Annotated in this window: 18 protein-coding genes; 11 read left to right on the top strand and 7 right to left on the bottom strand. The window is 72.8% G+C overall.

From position 1 onward, the window contains the following. Positions 1-162 precede the first annotated feature (162 nt). From ACZ4Z2_RS00225 to ACZ4Z2_RS00210, 4 genes are all read left to right on the top strand, one after another. The gene (locus ACZ4Z2_RS00225; RefSeq protein ID WP_468070773.1) at positions 163-1,401 is read left to right on the top strand and encodes an IS30 family transposase; all 1,239 of its coding nucleotides are present in this window, start codon (positions 163-165) and stop codon (positions 1,399-1,401) included. A gap of 212 nt (positions 1,402-1,613) precedes the next feature. Further along, complete coding sequence (locus tag ACZ4Z2_RS00220) at positions 1,614-1,967, top strand: HIT domain-containing protein (RefSeq protein ID WP_468070771.1); 354 nt, start codon at positions 1,614-1,616, stop codon at positions 1,965-1,967. Positions 1,968-1,973: 6 nt separating this feature from the next. After that, on the top strand, positions 1,974-2,882 hold the full coding sequence (locus ACZ4Z2_RS00215) for a ribonuclease Z (protein WP_468070769.1): 909 nt from the start codon (positions 1,974-1,976) through the stop codon (positions 2,880-2,882). 48 nt (positions 2,883-2,930) lie between these two features. Further along, positions 2,931-3,920 carry an adenosine deaminase gene (locus ACZ4Z2_RS00210; protein ID WP_468070767.1) on the top strand — a complete coding sequence of 330 codons (990 nt, stop codon included), beginning with the start codon at positions 2,931-2,933 and terminating at the stop codon, positions 3,918-3,920. 94 nt (positions 3,921-4,014) lie between these two features. Here the strand turns inward: ACZ4Z2_RS00210 and ACZ4Z2_RS00205 are convergent, their stop codons facing one another. The 5 genes from ACZ4Z2_RS00205 to ACZ4Z2_RS00185 form a co-directional block, all read right to left on the bottom strand. Further along, complete coding sequence (locus tag ACZ4Z2_RS00205; protein WP_468070765.1) at positions 4,015-5,208, bottom strand: MFS transporter; 1,194 nt, start codon at positions 5,206-5,208, stop codon at positions 4,015-4,017. 278 nt (positions 5,209-5,486) lie between these two features. Continuing rightward, on the bottom strand, positions 5,487-6,599 hold the full coding sequence (locus tag ACZ4Z2_RS00200) for a carbohydrate kinase family protein (RefSeq protein ID WP_468070763.1): 1,113 nt from the start codon (positions 6,597-6,599) through the stop codon (positions 5,487-5,489). A 164-nt stretch (positions 6,600-6,763) separates the two neighbouring features. Next, positions 6,764-7,552, bottom strand: a complete 789-nt coding sequence (locus ACZ4Z2_RS00195) for a class I SAM-dependent methyltransferase (RefSeq protein ID WP_468070761.1) — start codon at positions 7,550-7,552, stop codon at positions 6,764-6,766. A 79-nt stretch (positions 7,553-7,631) separates the two neighbouring features. Beyond that, positions 7,632-8,933, bottom strand: a complete 1,302-nt coding sequence (locus tag ACZ4Z2_RS00190) for a glucarate dehydratase family protein (protein WP_468070759.1) — start codon at positions 8,931-8,933, stop codon at positions 7,632-7,634. Then, positions 8,930-9,883, bottom strand: a complete 954-nt coding sequence (locus ACZ4Z2_RS00185) for a 5-dehydro-4-deoxyglucarate dehydratase (protein ID WP_468071636.1) — start codon at positions 9,881-9,883, stop codon at positions 8,930-8,932. Before ACZ4Z2_RS00185 ends, ACZ4Z2_RS00190 begins: the two co-directional genes overlap by 4 nt. Positions 9,884-10,042: 159 nt before the next feature. On the opposite strand from ACZ4Z2_RS00185, the gene ACZ4Z2_RS00180 reads away from it, so the two are divergent. From ACZ4Z2_RS00180 to ACZ4Z2_RS00160, 5 genes are all read left to right on the top strand, one after another. Further along, positions 10,043-10,834 carry an IclR family transcriptional regulator gene (locus tag ACZ4Z2_RS00180; protein ID WP_468070757.1) on the top strand — a complete coding sequence of 264 codons (792 nt, stop codon included), beginning with the start codon at positions 10,043-10,045 and terminating at the stop codon, positions 10,832-10,834. A 146-nt stretch (positions 10,835-10,980) separates the two neighbouring features. Continuing rightward, positions 10,981-12,048: a PhoH family protein gene (locus tag ACZ4Z2_RS00175; protein WP_468070755.1), complete on the top strand. Its 1,068-nt coding sequence runs from the start codon at positions 10,981-10,983 to the stop codon at positions 12,046-12,048. A gap of 14 nt (positions 12,049-12,062) precedes the next feature. Next, positions 12,063-12,560 (top strand): rRNA maturation RNase YbeY, encoded by a 498-nt coding sequence (ybeY, locus tag ACZ4Z2_RS00170; RefSeq protein ID WP_468070753.1) that lies wholly within the window; start codon positions 12,063-12,065, stop codon positions 12,558-12,560. Then, a complete protein-coding gene (locus ACZ4Z2_RS00165; protein WP_468070751.1) occupies positions 12,557-13,864 on the top strand; it encodes a hemolysin family protein in 1,308 nt (435 codons plus the stop codon). Before ybeY ends, ACZ4Z2_RS00165 begins: the two co-directional genes overlap by 4 nt. Next, a complete protein-coding gene (locus tag ACZ4Z2_RS00160; RefSeq protein ID WP_468070749.1) occupies positions 13,861-14,220 on the top strand; it encodes an MmcQ/YjbR family DNA-binding protein in 360 nt (119 codons plus the stop codon). Before ACZ4Z2_RS00165 ends, ACZ4Z2_RS00160 begins: the two co-directional genes overlap by 4 nt. Here the strand turns inward: ACZ4Z2_RS00160 and ACZ4Z2_RS00155 are convergent. Further along, positions 14,182-15,624 carry an MFS transporter gene (locus ACZ4Z2_RS00155; protein WP_468070747.1) on the bottom strand — a complete coding sequence of 481 codons (1,443 nt, stop codon included), beginning with the start codon at positions 15,622-15,624 and terminating at the stop codon, positions 14,182-14,184. The genes ACZ4Z2_RS00160 and ACZ4Z2_RS00155 overlap by 39 nt on opposite strands. Before the next feature lie 192 nt (positions 15,625-15,816). On the opposite strand from ACZ4Z2_RS00155, the gene ACZ4Z2_RS00150 reads away from it, so the two are divergent. Next, positions 15,817-16,635 carry a helix-turn-helix transcriptional regulator gene (locus ACZ4Z2_RS00150; RefSeq protein ID WP_468071634.1) on the top strand — a complete coding sequence of 273 codons (819 nt, stop codon included), beginning with the start codon at positions 15,817-15,819 and terminating at the stop codon, positions 16,633-16,635. A gap of 37 nt (positions 16,636-16,672) precedes the next feature. Beyond that, positions 16,673-17,026, top strand: a complete 354-nt coding sequence (locus ACZ4Z2_RS00145) for a cytidine deaminase (RefSeq protein WP_468070745.1) — start codon at positions 16,673-16,675, stop codon at positions 17,024-17,026. Between the two features lie 73 nt (positions 17,027-17,099). Here the strand turns inward: ACZ4Z2_RS00145 and ACZ4Z2_RS00140 are convergent, their stop codons facing one another. Continuing rightward, positions 17,100-18,674, bottom strand: a complete 1,575-nt coding sequence (locus tag ACZ4Z2_RS00140; RefSeq protein ID WP_468070743.1) for an oxidoreductase — start codon at positions 18,672-18,674, stop codon at positions 17,100-17,102. Positions 18,675-18,746: the final 72 nt, after the last annotated feature.

Raw genomic sequence — 18,746 nt, 5'->3', positions numbered from 1 at the left:
GTCGGGCGGGTGCGGGTGGTTCGTGGTTTCTCGCGCAGTTCCCCGCGCCCCTGAAAAGCGACCGGGGCTGCGCCCCGTGCTTTTCAGGGAAGGGTGGGCCGAAGGCCCCACCCTTCGGCTTCCGTTCTAGTGGTCGTCGCAACACCCCAGTCAGGGGGTGCGATGGACTTCAAGATTCGGGAGAACCGGCAGGGGGCTCAAGGCCGCAAGGTCCTGGTCCGTGAGCGAGCGGAATACTTCCGGCTCATGGACCAGGGCTTCACCAACACAGAGGCTTGCCGGATCGTCGGGATCAACCGGCGGACCGGCAAGCGGTGGCGTCACGGCCGCCAGGCCACGGGAGCAACAGCGGGTGCTCCACCGGTCCGCAGGCCGCTGTCGCCCGATGGCCCGGTCCGCTACCTGCGGGAATCCGATCGCATCCACATCGCCGACCGGCTGCGGGAGAGGGCGTCCATCCGGCAGATAGCCGCTGAACTGGGCCGAAGCCCGTCCACGATCAGCCGGGAGATACGCCGCAACGGCATGCCACTGCGCAAAGGCAGCTCCCGCTGGGTCTACCGGCCGCACGCCGCGCAGTCCCGCGCCGACGCCCGGCGGCCTCGCCCGAAGCCGGGAAAGATCGGCCAGAGCCCCGAACTGCGCGACTTCATCCAGGACCACCTCGCACGCCGCTGGAGTCCGGAACAAATCTGCCAGGCTCTGCGGACACGCTTCCCCGGCCGGCCGGAGATGCACGTGACCCACGAGACCATCTACCAGGCCCTTTACATCCAAGGCCGCGGAGAACTCCGCCGCGAACTGGCCAGAGCCCTGCGCACAGGAAGGGCCATGCGCCGCTCGCACCGCCAGTCCTACAAGCGCCAGCCCCGTATGGCCAAGGACATGGTGATGATCAGCGAACGCCCTGCCGAGGCAGCCGACCGGGCGATCCCGGGCCACTGGGAGGGGGACCTCATCATCGGCAAGGCTCACAAGTCCGCGATCGGCACCCTCGTGGAGCGTTCCAGCCGCTTCGTCGCCCTCGTCCACCTCCCCGAAGGCCGCCAGCCCACGCAGACACGCGACGCGCTCATACAAACCGTCGCGGCCCTCCCGACCGAGCTCAGACGCTCTCTCACCTGGGATCAGGGCTCCGAGATGCACCTGCACAAGGACTTCAGCACCGCCACCGACATGCCGGTCTTCTTCTGTGACCCCGGCAGTCCGTGGCAGCGCGGCTCGAACGAGAACACCAACGGCCTGCTGCGGCAGTACTTCCCCAAGGGCACCGACCTGGCCCGCTACACCCGCGAACAGCTGGACGCCGTCGCGGCCGAGCTGAACAGCCGGCCACGCAAAACGCTCGGCTGGGAAACCCCAGCCGAGCGCCTCGCTAAGCTCCTGGCCACAGCCAGTTGATCACTTGTGTTGCAACGACCCCTGGAATTCGCCCGGGGGAGGGTGGGCCGCAGGCCCGTCCCTCCAGGGGCGCGGGGAACTGCGCGACCAGCCCCCCACCGACCCGCACCCGCCCACGACCCCCCCCGGCCCCCCGATTCGCGGAGCGACGGCGCACCCCGGTCGATACGATGGCGCACGTAGTGATCACAGTGGCGGAGCGGAGGCGACGTATGGCAGGGGAGCCGCAGGACGAGTGTCTGTTCTGCAAGATCGCGGCGGGGCACGTACCGGCGACGATCGTGCGGGAGTCGGAGACGACCGTCGCGTTCCGCGACATCAACCCCCAGGCGCCCACCCACGTCCTGGTGATCCCGAAGGCGCACTACCCGGACGCCGCCTCGCTCGCCGCCGAGGCCCCCGCGCTCGCCGCGGACGTCCTGCGCGAGACCCGGGCCGTCGCGGACGAGGACAAGCTGGACAGCTACCGCATCGTCTTCAACACCGGCAGCGGCGCCGGCCAGACCGTCTGGCACGCCCACGCGCACGTCATCGGAGGCCGCGGCCTCCAGTGGCCCCCCGGGTGACGAGCAGTGTCCGCACGTGAACTGGTGGTCCTCGGCACCGCCAGCCAGGTCCCGACCCGGCACCGCAACCACAACGGCTACCTCCTGCGGTGGGACGGCGAGGGCCTGCTGTTCGACCCCGGCGAGGGCACCCAGCGCCAGATGCTGCGCGCCGGTGTCGCCGCGCACGACCTGAACCGGATCTGCGTCACCCACTTCCACGGTGACCACTCGCTGGGGCTCGCCGGGGTCATCCAGCGCGTCAACCTCGACCGCGTCCCGCACGAGATCACCGCGCACTACCCGCGCTCCGGCAAACGGTTCTTCGACCGGCTGCGGTACGCGACGGCGTACCGGGAGACCGTTCCGATCACCGAGGTGCCCGTCGACGGGGACGGCGCGGTGCTGGCCACCACCCCGGCGTACACGCTCGACGCGCGCCGGCTCTCCCATCCCGTCGAGTCGTACGGCTACCGGCTCGTGGAGCCGGACCGGCGCCGCATGCTGCCCGAGCGCCTCGCCGAGCACGGCGTCAAGGGACCGGACATCGGGCGGATCCAGCGGGAGGGCGCCCTCGGCGGTGTGTCGTTGGACGACGTGAGCGAGCCGCGGCGCGGACAGCGGTTCGCGTTCATCATGGACACCCGGCTGTGCGACGGGGTGTACGCCCTCGCCGAGGGTGTCGACATGCTCGTCATCGAGTCCACCTTCCTCAACGAGGACATCGAACTCGCCGTGGACCACGGCCATCTGACCGCCGGTCAGGCCGCCTCCGTGGCCCGCGACTGCGGCGTACGGCATCTCGTGCTGACCCACTTCAGCCAGCGTTACACCGAGCCGGACGAGTTCGAACGGCAGGCGCGCGCAGCCGGGTTCGAGGGGGAGCTGAGCGTGGCGCACGACCTGATGAGGGTGGCGCTGCCGAAACGACGGTGACGGCCGTGTGGATGCGAAATCGCGGCATGCCGGACGTACCATGCTTCGATGTCCCTCCCCAAAGCTGAACTGCACCTGCACATCGAAGGAACCCTGGAGCCGGAGCTGGCGTTCGAGCTGGCCGCGCGGAACGGCGTGGCCCTGCCGTACGCCGACACGGAGGCGCTCCGCGAGGCGTACCGGTTCGAGGACCTCCAGTCGTTCCTGAACCTGTACTACGAGCTGATGGCCGTGCTCCGCACCGAGCGGGACTTCGCGGACCTCGCCGACGCCTATCTCACCCGGGCCGCGGCGCAGGGCGTGCGGCACGTGGAGATGTTCTTCGACCCGCAGGCGCACACCGCCCGCGGGGTGGCCATGGGCACCGTCGTCGAGGGGCTGTGGCGGGCGCTGGAGAAGAGCGAGGAGACCCACGGTGTCTCCACCCGGCTCATCATGTGCTTCCTGCGCGACGAGTCCGCCGCCTCCGCCATGGAGACCCTTCAGGCCGCCCAGCCCTACCTCGACCGGATCACCGGCGTCGGACTCGACTCCGCCGAGGTCGGTCACCCCCCGGCCAAGTTCCGCGAGGTGTACGAGGCCGCCGCCGCGCTCGGGCTGCGGCGGGTCGCGCACGCGGGCGAGGAGGGGCCGCCGGAGTACATCACCGAGGCCCTCGACGTGCTGGGCGTCGAGCGCGTCGACCACGGGCTGCGCTGCATGGAGGACCCGGCGCTCGTCGAGCGGCTCGTGCGCGAGCGGATCCCGCTGACGCTGTGCCCGCTGTCCAACGTGCGCCTGCGGACCGTCGACACCCTCGCCGACCACCCGCTGCCCGCCATGCTCGACGCCGGGCTGCTGTGCACGGTCAACTCCGACGACCCCGCCTACTTCGGCGGCTACGCCGGTGACAACTTCGACGCCGTGCACCGCACCCTCGGCCTGAGCGAGGAGCGGCTGCGCGAACTGGCCCGCAACTCCTTCACCGCCTCCTTCCTGGAGGACGACGAGGAGCGGCGGGCCCGGTATCTCGCCGAGGTCGACGCGTACGAGTTCTGACGCATACGAGTTCTGACGCATACGAGTTCTGACGCGTACGCGTTCTGACGCGTCCGGATCTCGATGGGGCGACGGGGTGCCGACCGGCCCGGGGTCAGGCCGCCGGGCGGTATTCCGGCTGCTCGGTGGCCGCCCGGTCCCGGTAGCGGGCGTGCTCGGTCGTGGCGGTCGTGGTGCGCAGGGCCACGGCCGTCATGGGGGCGGCGATCAGGAGCAGGCCCACGGCCAGGATCGCGCCCATCGCCGGGAAGCCGGCGTGGGCGGCGAGCAGGCTGCCGGTGAGGGGGCCGGCGGCCGTGCCCAGCGAGGACGCGGAGCCGACGAGGACCGCCCAGCGGCCGCGCGGGTCGAGGGAGGCGGCGAGGCCGATCAGATACGACAGGACGACCGGGTAGAGCACGTTCCAGGCGATCTCGCCGGTGGCGAAGCCGGTGAGGTCGGTCGCCGAGGCGCTCAGCGCGATACAGCCCGCGATGAGCGCGGTACCGCCGCCGATGGGCAGCGCCCGGCCGAGCCGCGCGCCCAGCGCGCTCGCGCCGATCACCCCGAGCAGGCCCGCGCCGAGGGCCGCCGCGAACACCGCGCCGACGGTGACCTCGCTGAGTCCGGCCTGGGTGGTGCCGATACGGCCGCTCACACCCCACAGGGAGTTCTGGGCGAGGGACCACAGCAGGAGGGTGGCGGCGAGGACCAGACCCGAGCGGCGGTGGGGGAGCGGGCCGCGTTCCCGTTCGCCGGGGGCGCCGGCCACGGCGGTGGGGAGACGGCCGGCCGCCGGCAGGGTGAGCAGGGCCGTGAGGGCGAGGGCGGCGAGCGGCAGGCCGTGGCCGGGGCCCAGGTGGGGGATGGTCAGGTAGAGCGCGCCGGCCAGCGCCGAGACTCCCAGCAGGCCCATGGTGGACACCCGGTGGGGGTCGCGCTGCGCGGCGATGCCGGCCGCGGCCACGGCGGTCGCCGTACCCGAGCCGAAGCCACCGAGGACCGCTCCCGCGACGACCGCGGGGAGGGTGGTGGTGAGGGCGGCGGTGCCGTAGCCGGCCGCCGCGAGCAGCAGGCCCGTGCGGGCGAGGCGGCGGGGACCGAACCGCTCCACCTGGGCGGCGAGGGTGAAGCCCGCCGTGGCGGAACCCAGCAGCAGGGCACTGCCGACGGCGCCGGCCTCGGTGGCGGTGAGGGGGAGGGCCGCGTCGAGTCTGCCGACGGTGGTCGGCAGGAGGTACGCGGCGAGGTACCCGGCCGTGAAAAGGGCGACGAGGGGCCAGGGCAGGGTGGGGGTGCGGGGGGACACGGGCGTTCCTGGACGTGCGAGGGTGCGGCTCCGGACCCCGACGACCGCGGCCCGGCAAGGGAAGTGGGCGGCTGTCGACGGACAGGGACGCGCGGAGAATTTGTATCAAGGTCGCCGAGCACGGAAGAAACGCGGAGGGCGTGATGTGAGTCACGTTGCGTTTGGGGTGCGAATGGCGGGGTAGCCGCACTGGCCCCGATTGTCGAGACGGGGCGCCAACTCCCCTGTCGTGCAGGCGAGTTGGCGCCCCCTCCGCGCAGGGTGTTCGCGGGGTCGCGTCAGGCCGAGCGGCGGAAGCCGATGGTGGGGACCGCGCGGCGCAGCGGCCAGGGGGCCACGTGCCCCTGGGGGAGGAGGTCCTCCAGGAAGGCGTAGCGCCGGAGGGCGGCGGGGTCCTGGACGTCGAGGGACCGCACCCGGCGCCACCACGCGGCGATCTCGGACCAGCCGGGGGCCGACAGCGAACCGCCGAACTCCTGGACCGACAGGGCGGCGGTCAGACCCGCGAAGGCCAGCCGGTCGGCCAGGGGCCAGTCCGCGAGGGTGCCGGTGACGAAACCGGCCACGAACACATCGCCGGCGCCCGTGGGGTCGAGGGCCTCCACGGCGATCGCCGGCACCTCGGCCGTCTCGCCGGTACGGCCGTCCACCGCGTACGCGCCCTCCGCGCCGAGCGTCACCACGGCCACCGGGACGTGCTCCGCGAGCGCGCGGGCGGCGGCGCGGGGGCAGTCGGCACGGGTGTACCGCATGGCCTCCTCCGCGTTCGGCAGGAACGCCTCGCAGTGCGCGAGGTCGGGCAGTCCCGCCAGGTCCCAGGCGCCGGTCTCGTCCCAGCCGACGTCCGCGAAGATCCGGGTGCCCTTGCGCGCGGCCTGGGCGATCCAGGGGGCGCGCACGCCGGGCGCGAGGGAGGCTACGGCGGCGCGCGCGAAGGGCGGGCACTCCGGGGCGGACTCCTCGGCGGGGGCGGCGTGGCCGTGCGAGACCATCGTGCGTTCGCCCTCGTACGCCATGGAGACGGTGACCGGGGAGTGCCAGCCGGGGACGGTGCGGGAGGTGGACAGGTCGATGCCCTCGCCCTGCTCCAGGGCGTCCCAGCAGTACTCGCCGTAGTGGTCGTCGCCGAAGGCCGCGGCGAGGGACGTCCGCAGGCCGAGCCGGGCCAGGGCCGTGGCCATGTTCGCCACGCCGCCGGGGCTGGAGCCCATGCCGCGGGCCCAGGACTCGGTGCCGCGGACCGGGGCGGAGTCGAGGCCCGTGAAGATGATGTCGAGGAAGACGGTGCCGGTCAGGTACACGTCCCAGGGCGGGTCGTCCGGGGCCCTCAGGGCCGACAGCGGGTCGACCTGCGGACGGTCGTGTGGACGCTCCCCTTTGAACGCGGTCACGGTGTGCTCCCTGGCGGTGGTGCGTGGATCTGGCCAGTGTGGCACCAAAACGCTCCGCTGGGTGGGTGGGCGCCTGAGGGGGCGGGGGTGCGTGTTTCGTGGGCGGGTGCGGGTGGTGTGTGGTTGCTCGCGCAGTTCCTCGCGCCCCTCGGGTGGGCGGGGTTTCAGCGTCTGCCCTTGATCGCCCAGGCCCGGGCGGTCAGGGCGATCGAGCCGTTCGGTCGGGTGGGGACGGTTCCGGTGAGCGTGTCGCGCAGGCGGTCGCGGGCGGCCTCGGTGAGCGTCGTGACGTAGCCGGGTGCGGGGCCCTGCCCGGCCAGGAACGGCTGCCAGAGATCGGCGAAGCCGGTGAAGTCCGTGGGCACCTCGATCGGGGCGACGGCCACCTCGGTCAGCCCCGCCTCCGTCCACAGCGCGCGCAGGGGGGCCGGGCGGCAGAGCGGGAAGCGGCGGCCCTCGTCCAGCGTGGCGGCCGACGGGTCCAGCGCGACCGCGGCGTCCCAGAACCGCCGCAGGAACTCCATGCCCTCCGCGTAGTCCCACACGTACGCCGCGACCAGCCCGCCCGGCCGCACCAGCCGGGCCCATGCGGCCACCGCCGCGCCCGGCGCGGGCAGGAAGTTGAGCGCCAGCCCGCTGACGACCGCGTCGAACGCCCCGTCGCGCACCGGCGGCGCCACCGCGTCGGCCACCACGAAGTGCGCGGGCACGGCGGTGCCGGCCGAGGCCACGAACCCGGCGGACCGGTCCAGCCCCACCACGGCGCGCGGCCGGCAGCGGGCCGCCACCGTCGCGGTCAGCGCGCCGGTGCCGCACCCCACGTCCAGCCACCGCGCACCGTCCGGGAGACCGAGCCACGCCGTGAACCGCTCCGCGACCGGACGGCTCCACCGGCCCATGTACCGCTCGTAGGCGTCACCGGCCGCCCACACGTCGCCACGCCTGTCGTCCATGCCCCCACGATGGCCCCGCCGGGCCCCCGCGGAACGGGGACACGCGGTCCTCCGGTGCCGTCGGCGGGCGGTGGGCCGTTCACCAGCGCGGCACCGACGGGGTGCGCCAGGCCGGATCCGCCACCCGCATCGCCGCCTCGTCGTCACGGTCGTGGAGGGTGCCGTCGTCGGTCAGCCACCGTTCGTGCAGGAGGGCCAGCCTGGCGCGGTCCAGCTCGACGCCCAGGCCCGGGGCGTCGGACACGCGTACGGAGCCGTTCTCGAAGGTGAGGCGCTCGGTGAGGACGTCCTCGGACTGCCAGGGATAGTGGGAGTCGCAGGCGTGGTGGAGGTTCGGCACCGTGGACGCCACATGGGTCATCGCGGCGAGGCTGATGCCGAGGTGGGTGTTGGAGTGCATGGAGACACCCACGCCGAAGGTCCGGCAGATCGCGGCCAGTTCACGGGTGTTGCGCAGACCGCCCCAGTAGTGGTGGTCCGAGAGGACGACCTGGACGGCGTCCTTGGTGAACGCCTCCTTGATCTCGGCGAACGTCGTCACGCACATGTTGGTGGCGAGCGGCACCCGCGTGCGCGCCGCCACCTCGGCCATGGCGGGTGTGCCCAGCGCCGGGTCCTCCAGGTATTCGAGGACGTCCGCGAGGGCGTCCGCGACCTTCACGGAGGTCTCCACCGACCAGGCCCCGTTGGGGTCGAGCCGCAGCGGGCGGCCGGGGAACGCCTCGGCGAGCGCGCGGACCGCGGCGATCTCCTCGTCCGGCGGGAAGACACCCCCCTTGAGCTTGAAGGAGGTGAAGCCGTAGCGCTCGGTGAACCTCCGGGCCTGTTCCACCACCCCGGCCGGGTCGAGGGCCGCCCCCCAGTCGTCCGTCTCGCAGGCGACCCCCTCGGGATGACCGGCCCACTTGTAGAACAGGTACGCGCTGTACTCCACCGCGTCCCGCACCTTCCCGCCGAGCAGCGCGTGCACCGGCAGCCCCAGCGCCTTGCCGAGGGCGTCCAGGCAGGCCACCTCGAACGCGGACACCACCGAAAGACGCAGCTTGTCGGCGGTCTGCACCCCGCGCAGACCGCCCACGTCCACCTGGGAGGAGACCCGCGAGCTGTCGACGGCGACCTCCTCGGCGACGACGAACAGGCCGTTGAGGTCGTCGACGGTGCGGCCCACCAGCCGCCGCGCGAAGGGCCGGGCCAGCTCCAGGTACTTCGTGTCGCCGTACGTCTCGCCGACGCCCGTGGTCCCGTCGGCGGTCACGACCTCCACGATCAGCCGGGGCGTGTACGGCTGGTGCACACCCTGGGTGTTCAGCAGCGGCGGGTCGGCGACCAGGATCGGGGTCAGCCGGACCTCGGCGATGGTCAGGTCGCGGACAGCGGTCACAGGGCGGCTCCAGCGGTCGGGACGGCGGCGGTGGTGTCGGCCGGCGCCGCGGGCACCGCCCCGTCCGCGGCGAGGGCGAGCCCGGTGGCCAGCAGTGGCTCCAGGTCGGCGAGGTCGGCGGCCGAGGGATCGGTGAGCGGGGCGCGGACCGGGCCGACGGGGCGTCCGCGCAGCCGGGCCGCCGCCTTCACCAGCGACACCGCGTACCCCGGCCGCCGGTCCCGCAGCTCGACGAGCGGGAGGTAGAACTCACGCAGCAGCCTCTCCAGCACCGGGTCGTCGCCGCGCCGCAACGCGCCGAAGAACGCCCCGGCGATCTCGGGCGCGAAGGCGTGGACGGCGGAGGAGTACGCCGGGACGCCGACCGTGGCGTACGCGCGGGCCTGCACCTCGGCGGTGGCGGCGCCGTTGAAGAAGAGGAAGCCCTCGGGGGCGGCGAGGGTGAGGCGCTGAAGCCGGTCGAGGTCGCCGTGGCCGTCCTTCAGGCCGACGACGTTCGGGACGCGGGCGATCCGGCGGAGCGAGTCGGCGGTGAAGGAGACCTGGTCGCGCTGGTAGGCGACGAGCGGCAGCCGGGTCCGTGCCGCGATCTCCTCCAGTTGCCGGACCAGCCCGTCCTGGGGGGCGGCCACCAGGTAGTGCGGCAGTACCAGCAGCGCGTCGGCGCCCGCCTCCTCGGCGATCCGCGCGAACCGTACGGCCTGTGCCCACCCGTAGCCGGTCCCGGCCACCACGGGCACCCGCCCGGCGGTCACCTCCACGGCGGTGGTGACGACCTCCCGGTACTCGTCCTCGTCCAGGGAGAAGAACTCGCCCGTGCCGCACGCGGGGAAGACGGCGCCGGGGCCGGTCGCGACCTGCGCGTCGAGGTACGCCGCGAAGCCGTCGAGGTCGAGGGAGCCGTCGGCGCGGAAGCTGGTGAGCGGGAACGACAGGACGCCGTTCACCATGCCGTCGCGCAGCCGCCGGACCGTGGCCGCGGGGAGATCCGAGTCGAGGCCCACCTGGCGCCATCTCCCTATGTAGATGTCCTCCATGTATGAGGATGGAGGTTAGATATATGAATGACCGGCGTCAATGGGCGGGAACGGGCCGTTTACGATCGGCGCATGGCGCAGACAGAGGGCGCGGGGGGCGTCCGTGAGGTGAAGTCGGCCGCGCGCACCCTCGAGCTGCTGGAGCTGCTGGCCGCGCGCGGCGACCGGCCGGCCCGGCTCCAGGAACTGGCGGACGAGCTGGGGGTCCCGCGCAGCTCCATGTACGCGCTGCTCCAGACCCTGATCGGCCGGGGCTGGGTCCGCACGGACACCACCGGCTCCCTCTACGGCATCGGCATCCGCGCCCTGCTCACCGGCACCGGTTACCTCGACTCCGACCCCCGCGTCCGCACCGTACGGCCGTACCTCGACGAGGCGTCCGACGCGCTCGGCGAGACCATCCACCTGGCCCGCCTCGACGGCATGGACGTGGCCTACCTGGCCACCCGCGAGTCCCACGAGTACCTGCGCACGATCAACCGGGTAGGCCGCCGCCTCCCCGCCCACGCCGGCGCCCTCGGCAAGGCCCTCCTCGCCGAGCGCGCGGACGCGGACCTCCCCGAGGGCCCCTACGAGGCGCTCACCCCCCGGACCCGCACCACCCGCGCGGCCCTGGTCGCCGACCTCGCCGCCACCCGCGCCCGCGGCCACTCCGTCGACCGGGAGGAGGGCGTCCCCGGCATCGTCGGCTTCGGCTTCGCCCTGCGCTACGACACCCCGGCCCGCGACGCCATCAGCTGCTCGGTGCCGACCACCCGCCTGACCCCGGCCCACGAGGACCGCATCGTGCGGGTGATGACGGAGACCAGAGCCAGGATCGAGGCCGCGACGGGGGGCCCGGCGGGCGCCCCGCTCTGGCGCTGAGCCACGAGCCCCCCGGAGCTCATCCGCACCGTCGAAAACTCCTGCGGCGTTGTCGGTGCCCCGGCGTACCCTTGAAACGCAAGCGCAGCCCTCGTGCAGGGCCTGCGATCCGTTACAAGGAGGACGTGCGGCCCCAGAGCCGGCCCATGACTCAGACACCCACAGCTCACACCCCCGCGCAGGGCAAGGCGAGAGCGCAGTTCACCGTCCCCGCGGCGCACCCCATGGTGACCGTGCTGGGTTCCGGCGACTCCCTCCTGCGCGTGATCGAGAAGGCCTTCCCGGCGGTCGACATCCACGTCCGGGGCAATGAGATCAGCGCGGTCGGCGACGCCCCCGAAGTCGCTCTCGTCCAGCGCCTGTTCGACGAGATGATGCTGGTGCTCCGCACCGGACAGCCGATGACGGAGGACGCAGTGGAACGCTCGATCGCCATGCTGAGAGCGAGCGAGAACGGCAGGAGCGAAGGCCAGGAGACCCCGGCCGAGGTGCTGACGCAGAACATCCTGTCCTCGCGCGGCCGCACCATCCGCCCCAAGACGCTCAACCAGAAGCGGTACGTCGACGCCATCGACAAGCACACCATCGTCTTCGGCATCGGCCCCGCCGGCACCGGCAAGACCTACCTGGCCATGGCCAAGGCCGTGCAGGCCCTGCAGTCCAAGCAGGTCAACCGCATCATCCTGACCCGCCCCGCGGTCGAGGCCGGCGAGCGGCTCGGCTTCCTGCCGGGCACCCTCTACGAGAAGATCGACCCCTATCTGCGCCCGCTGTACGACGCGCTGCACGACATGCTCGACCCCGACTCGATCCCGCGGCTCATGGCCGCCGGGACCATCGAGGTCGCGCCCCTGGCGTACATGCGCGGCCGCACGCTCAACGACGCCTTCATCATCCTCGACGAGGCCCAGAACACCTCGCCCGAGCAGATGAAGATGTTCCTCACCCGCCTCGGCTTTGACTCGAAGATCGTGATCACGGGTGACGTGACGCAGGTCGACCTGCCGGACGGCACGAAGTCCGGTCTGCGCCAGGTCCAGGACATCCTGGACGGCGTCGAGGACGTGCACTTCTCCCGGTTGTCGTCGCAGGATGTCGTCCGGCACAAGCTCGTCGGCCGTATCGTCGACGCGTACGAGCAGTACGACAGCCAGCACGGCACCCAGAACGGCTCCCACAAGAGTCGCGGCAGGGCCGGGCACAAGGGGAAGTAGACAAGCACAGCGCCATGTCGATCGACGTCAACAACGAGTCCGGAACCGAGGTCGACGAGCAGGCGATCCTCGACATCGCCCGCTACGCACTCGCGCGGATGCGCATCCACCCGCTCTCCGAACTGTCGGTGATCGTCGTGGACGCCGACGCCATGGAGCAGCTGCACATCCAGTGGATGGACCTGCCCGGCCCGACGGATGTCATGTCCTTTCCCATGGACGAGCTGCGTCCGCCGTCCAAGGACGACGACGAGCCGCCGCAGGGCCTCCTCGGGGACATCGTGCTGTGCCCCGAGGTCGCCGAGAAGCAGGGCAGGGAAGCGGCCACGCAGCACTCCATGGACGAGGAGCTCCAGCTCCTGACCGTCCACGGAGTGCTGCACCTCCTCGGTTACGACCACGAGGAGCCCGACGAGAAGGCCGAGATGTTCGGCCTCCAGGCGGCCATCGTGGACGGCTGGCGCGCGGAGAAGGGCCTCACCGGCCCGTCCCCGGCCCCGACCGTGTCATGAGCGCGTCCCTCGTCAGCGGTGCCGTCGCCCTGGTCGTCGTCGCCTGGCTCGCCGCCTGCGCGGAGGCGGGCCTCGCGCGGGTCTCCAGCTTCCGCGCCGAGGAGGCCGTACGGTCCGGGCGGCGCGGCAGCGCCAAGCTCGCCCAGGTCACGGCCGACCCGACCCGCTATCTGAACGTCGCGCTCCTGGTGCGGGTGGCCTGCGAGATGGCCGCCGCGGCCCTCGTCACGTACGCGTGCCTGAAGGAGTTCGACGCGACCTGGGAGGCGCTGGCCGTCGCCATCGGCGTCATGGTCCTCGTCTCCTATGTCGCCGTCGGTGTCTCCCCGCGCACCATCGGCCGACAGCACCCCCTGAACACGGCCACGGCCGCGGCGTACGTGCTGCTGCCGCTGGCCCGGATCATGGGCCCCGTCCCGGCCCTGCTGATCCTCATCGGCAACGCCCTCACCCCCGGCAAGGGCTTCCGCCGTGGCCCGTTCGCCTCCGAGGCGGAGCTGCGCGCCCTGGTCGACCTGGCCGAGCAGGAGTCGCTGATCGAGGCCGAGGAGCGCCGCATGGTGCACTCGGTGTTCGAACTCGGTGACACCCTCGTGCGCGAGGTGATGGTCCCGCGCACCGACCTGGTCGTCATCGAGCGGTACAAGACCATCCGCCAGGCCCTCACCCTCGCCCTGCGGTCCGGTTTCTCCCGCATCCCCGTCACCGGGGAGAGCGAGGACGACATCGTCGGCGTGGTCTACCTCAAGGACATGGCCCGCAGGACGCACATCAACCGCGACGCCGAGAACGAACTGGTCTCCACGGCCATGCGTCCCGCCGTCTTCGTCCCCGACACCAAGAACGCCGGCGACCTGCTCCGCGAGATGCAGCAGGAGCGCAACCACGTCGCCGTCGTCATCGACGAGTACGGCGGCACCGCCGGGATCGTCACCATCGAGGACATCCTGGAGGAGATCGTCGGCGAGATCACCGACGAGTACGACCGGGAGCTGCCGCCGGTGGAGGAGCTCGGCGACGACCGCCACCGGGTCACCGCCCGCCTCGACATCACCGACCTCGGCGAGCTGTACGGCCTCGACGCCTACGACGACGAGGACGTGGAGACGGTGGGCGGTCTCCTCGCCAAGGCGCTGGGCCGGGTGCCCATCGCCGGCGCCTCGTCGGTCGTGGAGCTGCCCGACGGGCGGGAGCTGCGGCTCACGGCGGAGGCCGCGGCCGGCCGCCGGAACAAGATCGTCACGGTGCTGGTGGAGCCGATCGGTCCGGCCGAGCCGTCGGAGGAGGAGGTGAAGGCGGAGTGAGCCCCGACGACCTGCGCGCCTTCTGCCTGTCCTTCGAGGAGGCCGTCGAGGACTTCCCGTTCCGGCCGGAGATCTCCGTCTTCAAGGTCCTCGGCAAGATGTTCGCGCTCAGCTGGATCGACCAGCGGCCCCTGAAGGTCAACCTCAAGTGCGACCCCGAGGACGCGGTCCGGCTGCGCGGCGAGCACCCCGGTCTGATCGCCCCCGGCTACCACATGAACAAGCGCCACTGGAACACCGTGACGGTCGACGGCGACCTCCCGGACGCCTTTGTCCGGGAGCTCATCGAGGACTCGTACGACCTGGTCGTGGCCGGGCTACCGCGAGCCGAGCGGCTGCGTCTCGACCGCCCCTGACGCGCCGCGCCCCACGCGCAGGCCCATCGCGACCAGGACCGCCGCCGCCAGGACGATCGCCGTGTCCAGCGCGAGGACCAGATGGACCCCGGCGAGCAGATCGTGCGAGGTGGTGGCGAGGACACCGAGCAGAGGGATGCCGACGGTGATGCCGACCTGCTGGGTGGAGGTCACCAGGCCGGTGGCGAGGCCCTGCTCGTGGTCGGGGACACCGGAGGTCACGGTCAGGCCGTAGGAGATGATCGCGCCCAGGTGGCACATGCTCGCCAGGGAGACGGCGGCCACCGCGAGCCACACCGACCAGCCGGCCTCGCCGAGACCCAGCAGCGCGGCGGTCAGCACACCCTGGCCGGCGAGGGAGACGACCAGGGTGCGGCGGGCGCCGAAGCGGCCGATGACCCGGGGGGCGTACGTGCCGGCCACCGCCGACAGCACGCCCTGGGTGCCGAAGACCAGGCCCGTCTCGAACGCCGACAGCCCCAGGGTCTCCTGGAGGTAGAGCGTCAGGACGAAGACCACGGTCGACATCATCGAGAAGGTGACCAGCCCGCCCAGGTTGCCCCACGCCACCGTGCGGCGCCGCAGCATCGGCAGGGACACCAGCGGCACCTCGGCGCGGGACTCGATCCGGACGAAGGCCACCAGCAGGGCGAGGCCCACGACGAGCGTGCCGACCACGTCGGCGCCGCCGAAGCCGCGCTCCGCCGCCGTGGACAGGGCGTAGATGACGGCCAGCAGACCACCGGTGACCGTGATCGCGCCGGGCACGTCCAGGCGGGGGCGCTCAGGGGTGCGGGACTCGGGCAGCAGACCGGGGGCCAGGGGCAGCACCACCAGCGCGAACAGGGCGAGCAGACCCATCGTGGAGCGCCAGCCGAGCACATCGGTCATCACCCCGCCGGCCACCATCCCGAAGGTGAAGCCCAGCGACAGCAGGGTGCCCGAGATGCCGAGGGCGCGGTCACGGGCCGGCCCCTCCGGGAACGTCGTCGTCAGCAGCGACATGCCCGTCGGCACGATCGCCGCCGCGCCGAGGCCCTGGAGCGCGCGGCCCGCCAGGAACGACGCCGGGTCCCAGGCGAACGTCGCCAGCACCGAGGCCGCGCCGAACAGGGCCAGCCCGGCGAGGAACAGCAGGCGGCGGCCGTACAGGTCGCCGACCCGGCCGAAGAGCAGCAGGAAGCCCCCGGAGGGCAGCGCGAACGCCGTCACCGCCCACTGGAGCGCCGACGGGCCCATACCGAGGTCGGCGCCGAGCACGGGCAGCGCCACGTTCAGGACGGAGAAGTCGAGCGCGACCATGAACTGGGCGGCGCACAGGACGAACAGGACGAGACGGTCGCGTGGGGACAGGGTGGTGCGTCCGCCGGGGGAGGAGGTCGGGGACGTGGTGTCGATTGCCATGGGAAGACAGTGCGGTGGCCGGAATAGCCGTGGGGAGCGGGCAGTTGTCCTGGTGGTGGCACCACCACCCGTCGGCCGGCGGCGCGGTGGGCGCCGGTATGCCGTCGAACCGGGGGAGTCGGACACGTGGCAGTGGTCGCGGGGACCGCGGCGGGCAGGACGCACCGCCGCACCGAACTGCGGGAGTTCCTGATGAGCAGGCGGGCCCGGGTGACCCCGGCCGACGCCGGGCTGCCCGACGGCGGGGCCCGGCGCCGTACGCCCGGTCTGCGCCGTGAGGAGGTCGCCGTCCTCGCGGGCGTGGGCGCCTCCTGGTACCAGTGGCTGGAGCAGGGGCGGGACATCTCCGTCTCCCCGCAGGTCCTGGACTCCGTCGCCCGGGTGCTGCGGCTCAGCGGCGCCGAACGACGGCACCTGTACCTCCTCGCCGGACTCAACCCGCCCGTCCCCGAGGCGGAGCCCGAGCGGAACGACATGTGCGACGGGCTGCGGCGGATGCTGGACGCGTGGATGCCGTACCCGGCGCACATCATGGACCGGTACTACGACAGCGTCCTCCACAACGACGCGGCCGCCCTCGTCCTCGGGATGCGCCCCGGGGTCACCCAGAACTGCCTCCTGGACTACTTCACCGACCCGATGTACCGCTCGCGCTCGCGGAGTTGGCAGGCGAACGCCCGCTCGGTCGTCGCCCAGTTCCGGGCGGCGTGCGGGGCGACGCCCGACGACGAGGGGCTCCGGGACCTGCTGGCCCGGGTCACGGCGGCGAGCCCCGAGTTCGCGGCCCTGTGGGAGCGGCGGGACATCGAGGACGCCGGGCAGATCCGCAAGGAGCTGGACCATCCGGTGGTCGGGCTGCTCGTTCTGGAGTCCAGCGCGATGAGGATGCCGGCCCGCCCCGATCTGACGATCGTGCTCCACACCCCGCTGGACGAGGACACCGCGGCCAAGCTGGAGTGGCTGGTCACGCCGGAGGGCAGGCGCGGCGCCCTGTACCCGGTGGCGGGGTGAGCGCCGGTGCCGGTGCGCGCCTACGTATGCTCGGCTCATGACCGACAGCAGCGCGCTCGACCCCGAGGACCGCAAGATCGTCACCCTGGCCCGTTCCGCGCGGGCCCGCAACGGCGTGCCCGAGGGCGCGGCCGTACGCGACGAGACGGGCCGGACGTACGTGGCCGGGACCGTGGCCCTGGAATCCCTGGAGCTGAGTGCGCTCCGGACGGCTGTCGCCATGGCGGTGGCGTCCGGCGCCAAGTCCCTGGAGGCGGCGGCCGTGGTGAGCGACACGGAGACCGTCTCCGACGAGGACCGCGCCGCCGTGCGCGACCTCGGCGGACCGGCCACCCCGGTCCTCCTGGCGGGCCCGGACGGCACGGTACGGGCGACGGTGACGGCGGGCTGAGGCCGCGGCGGTCGGCCCGCGGGAGCCGAGGGCGCGGCGGGCCGGCCCGTGGGGCCTGCTGGGGCGGGTCGCCCTAGTTCTTCTGCAGGGTGCGGGTCACTCCCGCGATGACGGCCGTCGTGAGGATCCAGCCGAGGGCGATCAGGGCGTAGGCCAGCCACTGGAGGGTGCCGTCCGTCCAGTACCAGGCCGTGCGCTGGCCCAGGCCGCCGATGGGGATCAGCAGGTCGAGGGTGTAGACCAGCGGCTGGAAGGGCGCGCCCTCGCCCGGTTTCACCGGGGTGGGCCTCTCGGCGTCGAACGCGGTCGTCCCCAGCAGGACCAGGGCGAGGAGCCAGACACCGGCCAGCCAGGGGCGGTAGCCGTAGCCGACGGTCACGTCGAGGAGGTGGCCCCAGGCGCGGGCGGCCGGGGAGAGGGTGCGCCGCCGGTGGCGCTGCTTGGCCAGCAGCACCCGGCGGGCGTCGTCGTCGTGCCCGACCTTGCGGTACCAGGCCGCGAGTTGCTCGTACGGCTGCGGGCTGTAGCCCGGGCTGCGGCGTATCCACTCCACGCGGCGGGCCACGACCGCCGGACCGCTCGCCGCCTCCCGCCGCTCGCCGGCCGCCTCCGCGGTCGTGATCGAGCCGTAGACGAAGCCGTCCAGCTCCACGACCTCCGGCCAGCTGTGCGCGCTCTCGTGGAGGTACGACACCTGGGCGCCCCGCAGATCCACCGCGCCCGTGGGACGCCGGGCCAGGGCGAGGTCGAAGTCGGCGGCGTGGAGGAGCCTGGCCACCAGGGCCGGGCCGGTGCCCGAGCCGCGGTCGGGTGTTCCGTTCAGGACGGCGCCCTCGAAGGTCAGGTTGTCGGTGATCTGGGCGCCCCGCAGGCGGACGGTGCCGTTGGAGACGAACCCGTCGGAGCAGTCGACCGTCTGGGCGACGGCGTTGTCCAGGGCGAGGGTCACCCCGTGCGGGCCGGGTCGTTCCAGGCGGGCCCCCTGCAGGAACAGCCCGCCGGGCAACTGGGCGCCCAGCAGCCGGATCTCGCCGTCGGCGACGAAGCCGCGCCGGCAGAAGAGACCTCCCTCGACGATCAGGCCACCGGCGGCCATCGCCCATCCGTCGGGGGCGATCAGCCGGGCCTTGTTCAGCATGATGCCGCCGGCCACATGGGCGTTGACGAGCGACAGGGCGGTGCTCGCACGGTGGAAGGGGGAAGAGGGCGGCGCCGCCTCCACCTGGGTGCTGTGCAGGTCGAGACGTCCCCCGATGCGGCTCGCCCCGGCCTCCAGCCTGGGCACCCGGCTGCTCATGATGGCGACCGTTCGCGTCTCGGCGCCGTAGAGGTTCACCTCCTGCTCGAACCAGCACCCCTCCAGCCAGAGGGGATGCTCGATCCGGGCACCGGCCAGGTCGACGTGGCCGGAGATCCGCGCGCCGGCGAGCGTGAGCGAGCCGACCGCGCCCGGCCGCTGGGCGGCGTTGGCGCCCAGCAGCAGCGCCACGATCACCGTCGCCCGCACCGTGCGCTCGGGCCCCCAGTCCGCGCCCCCGGACACGTGGTCCTCCTCCGGCACCCCCGTCCGCAGATCGACCCGCCGCCCTTCCGGAAACGCGTCCCACAGCTCACGTTCCGGCCCCGTCAACTCCTCGTAGGTGAGCACCGGTACAGCGTAGTGATCTTCGGGCCGACGGGGGCCGGCGGACGCCCGCCGCAGAGTGTTACGGCCGGTAAC

Source organism: Streptomyces sp. NPDC030183 (genome assembly GCF_055573455.1).
This window is presented reverse-complemented; position numbering and strand designations above follow the sequence as displayed.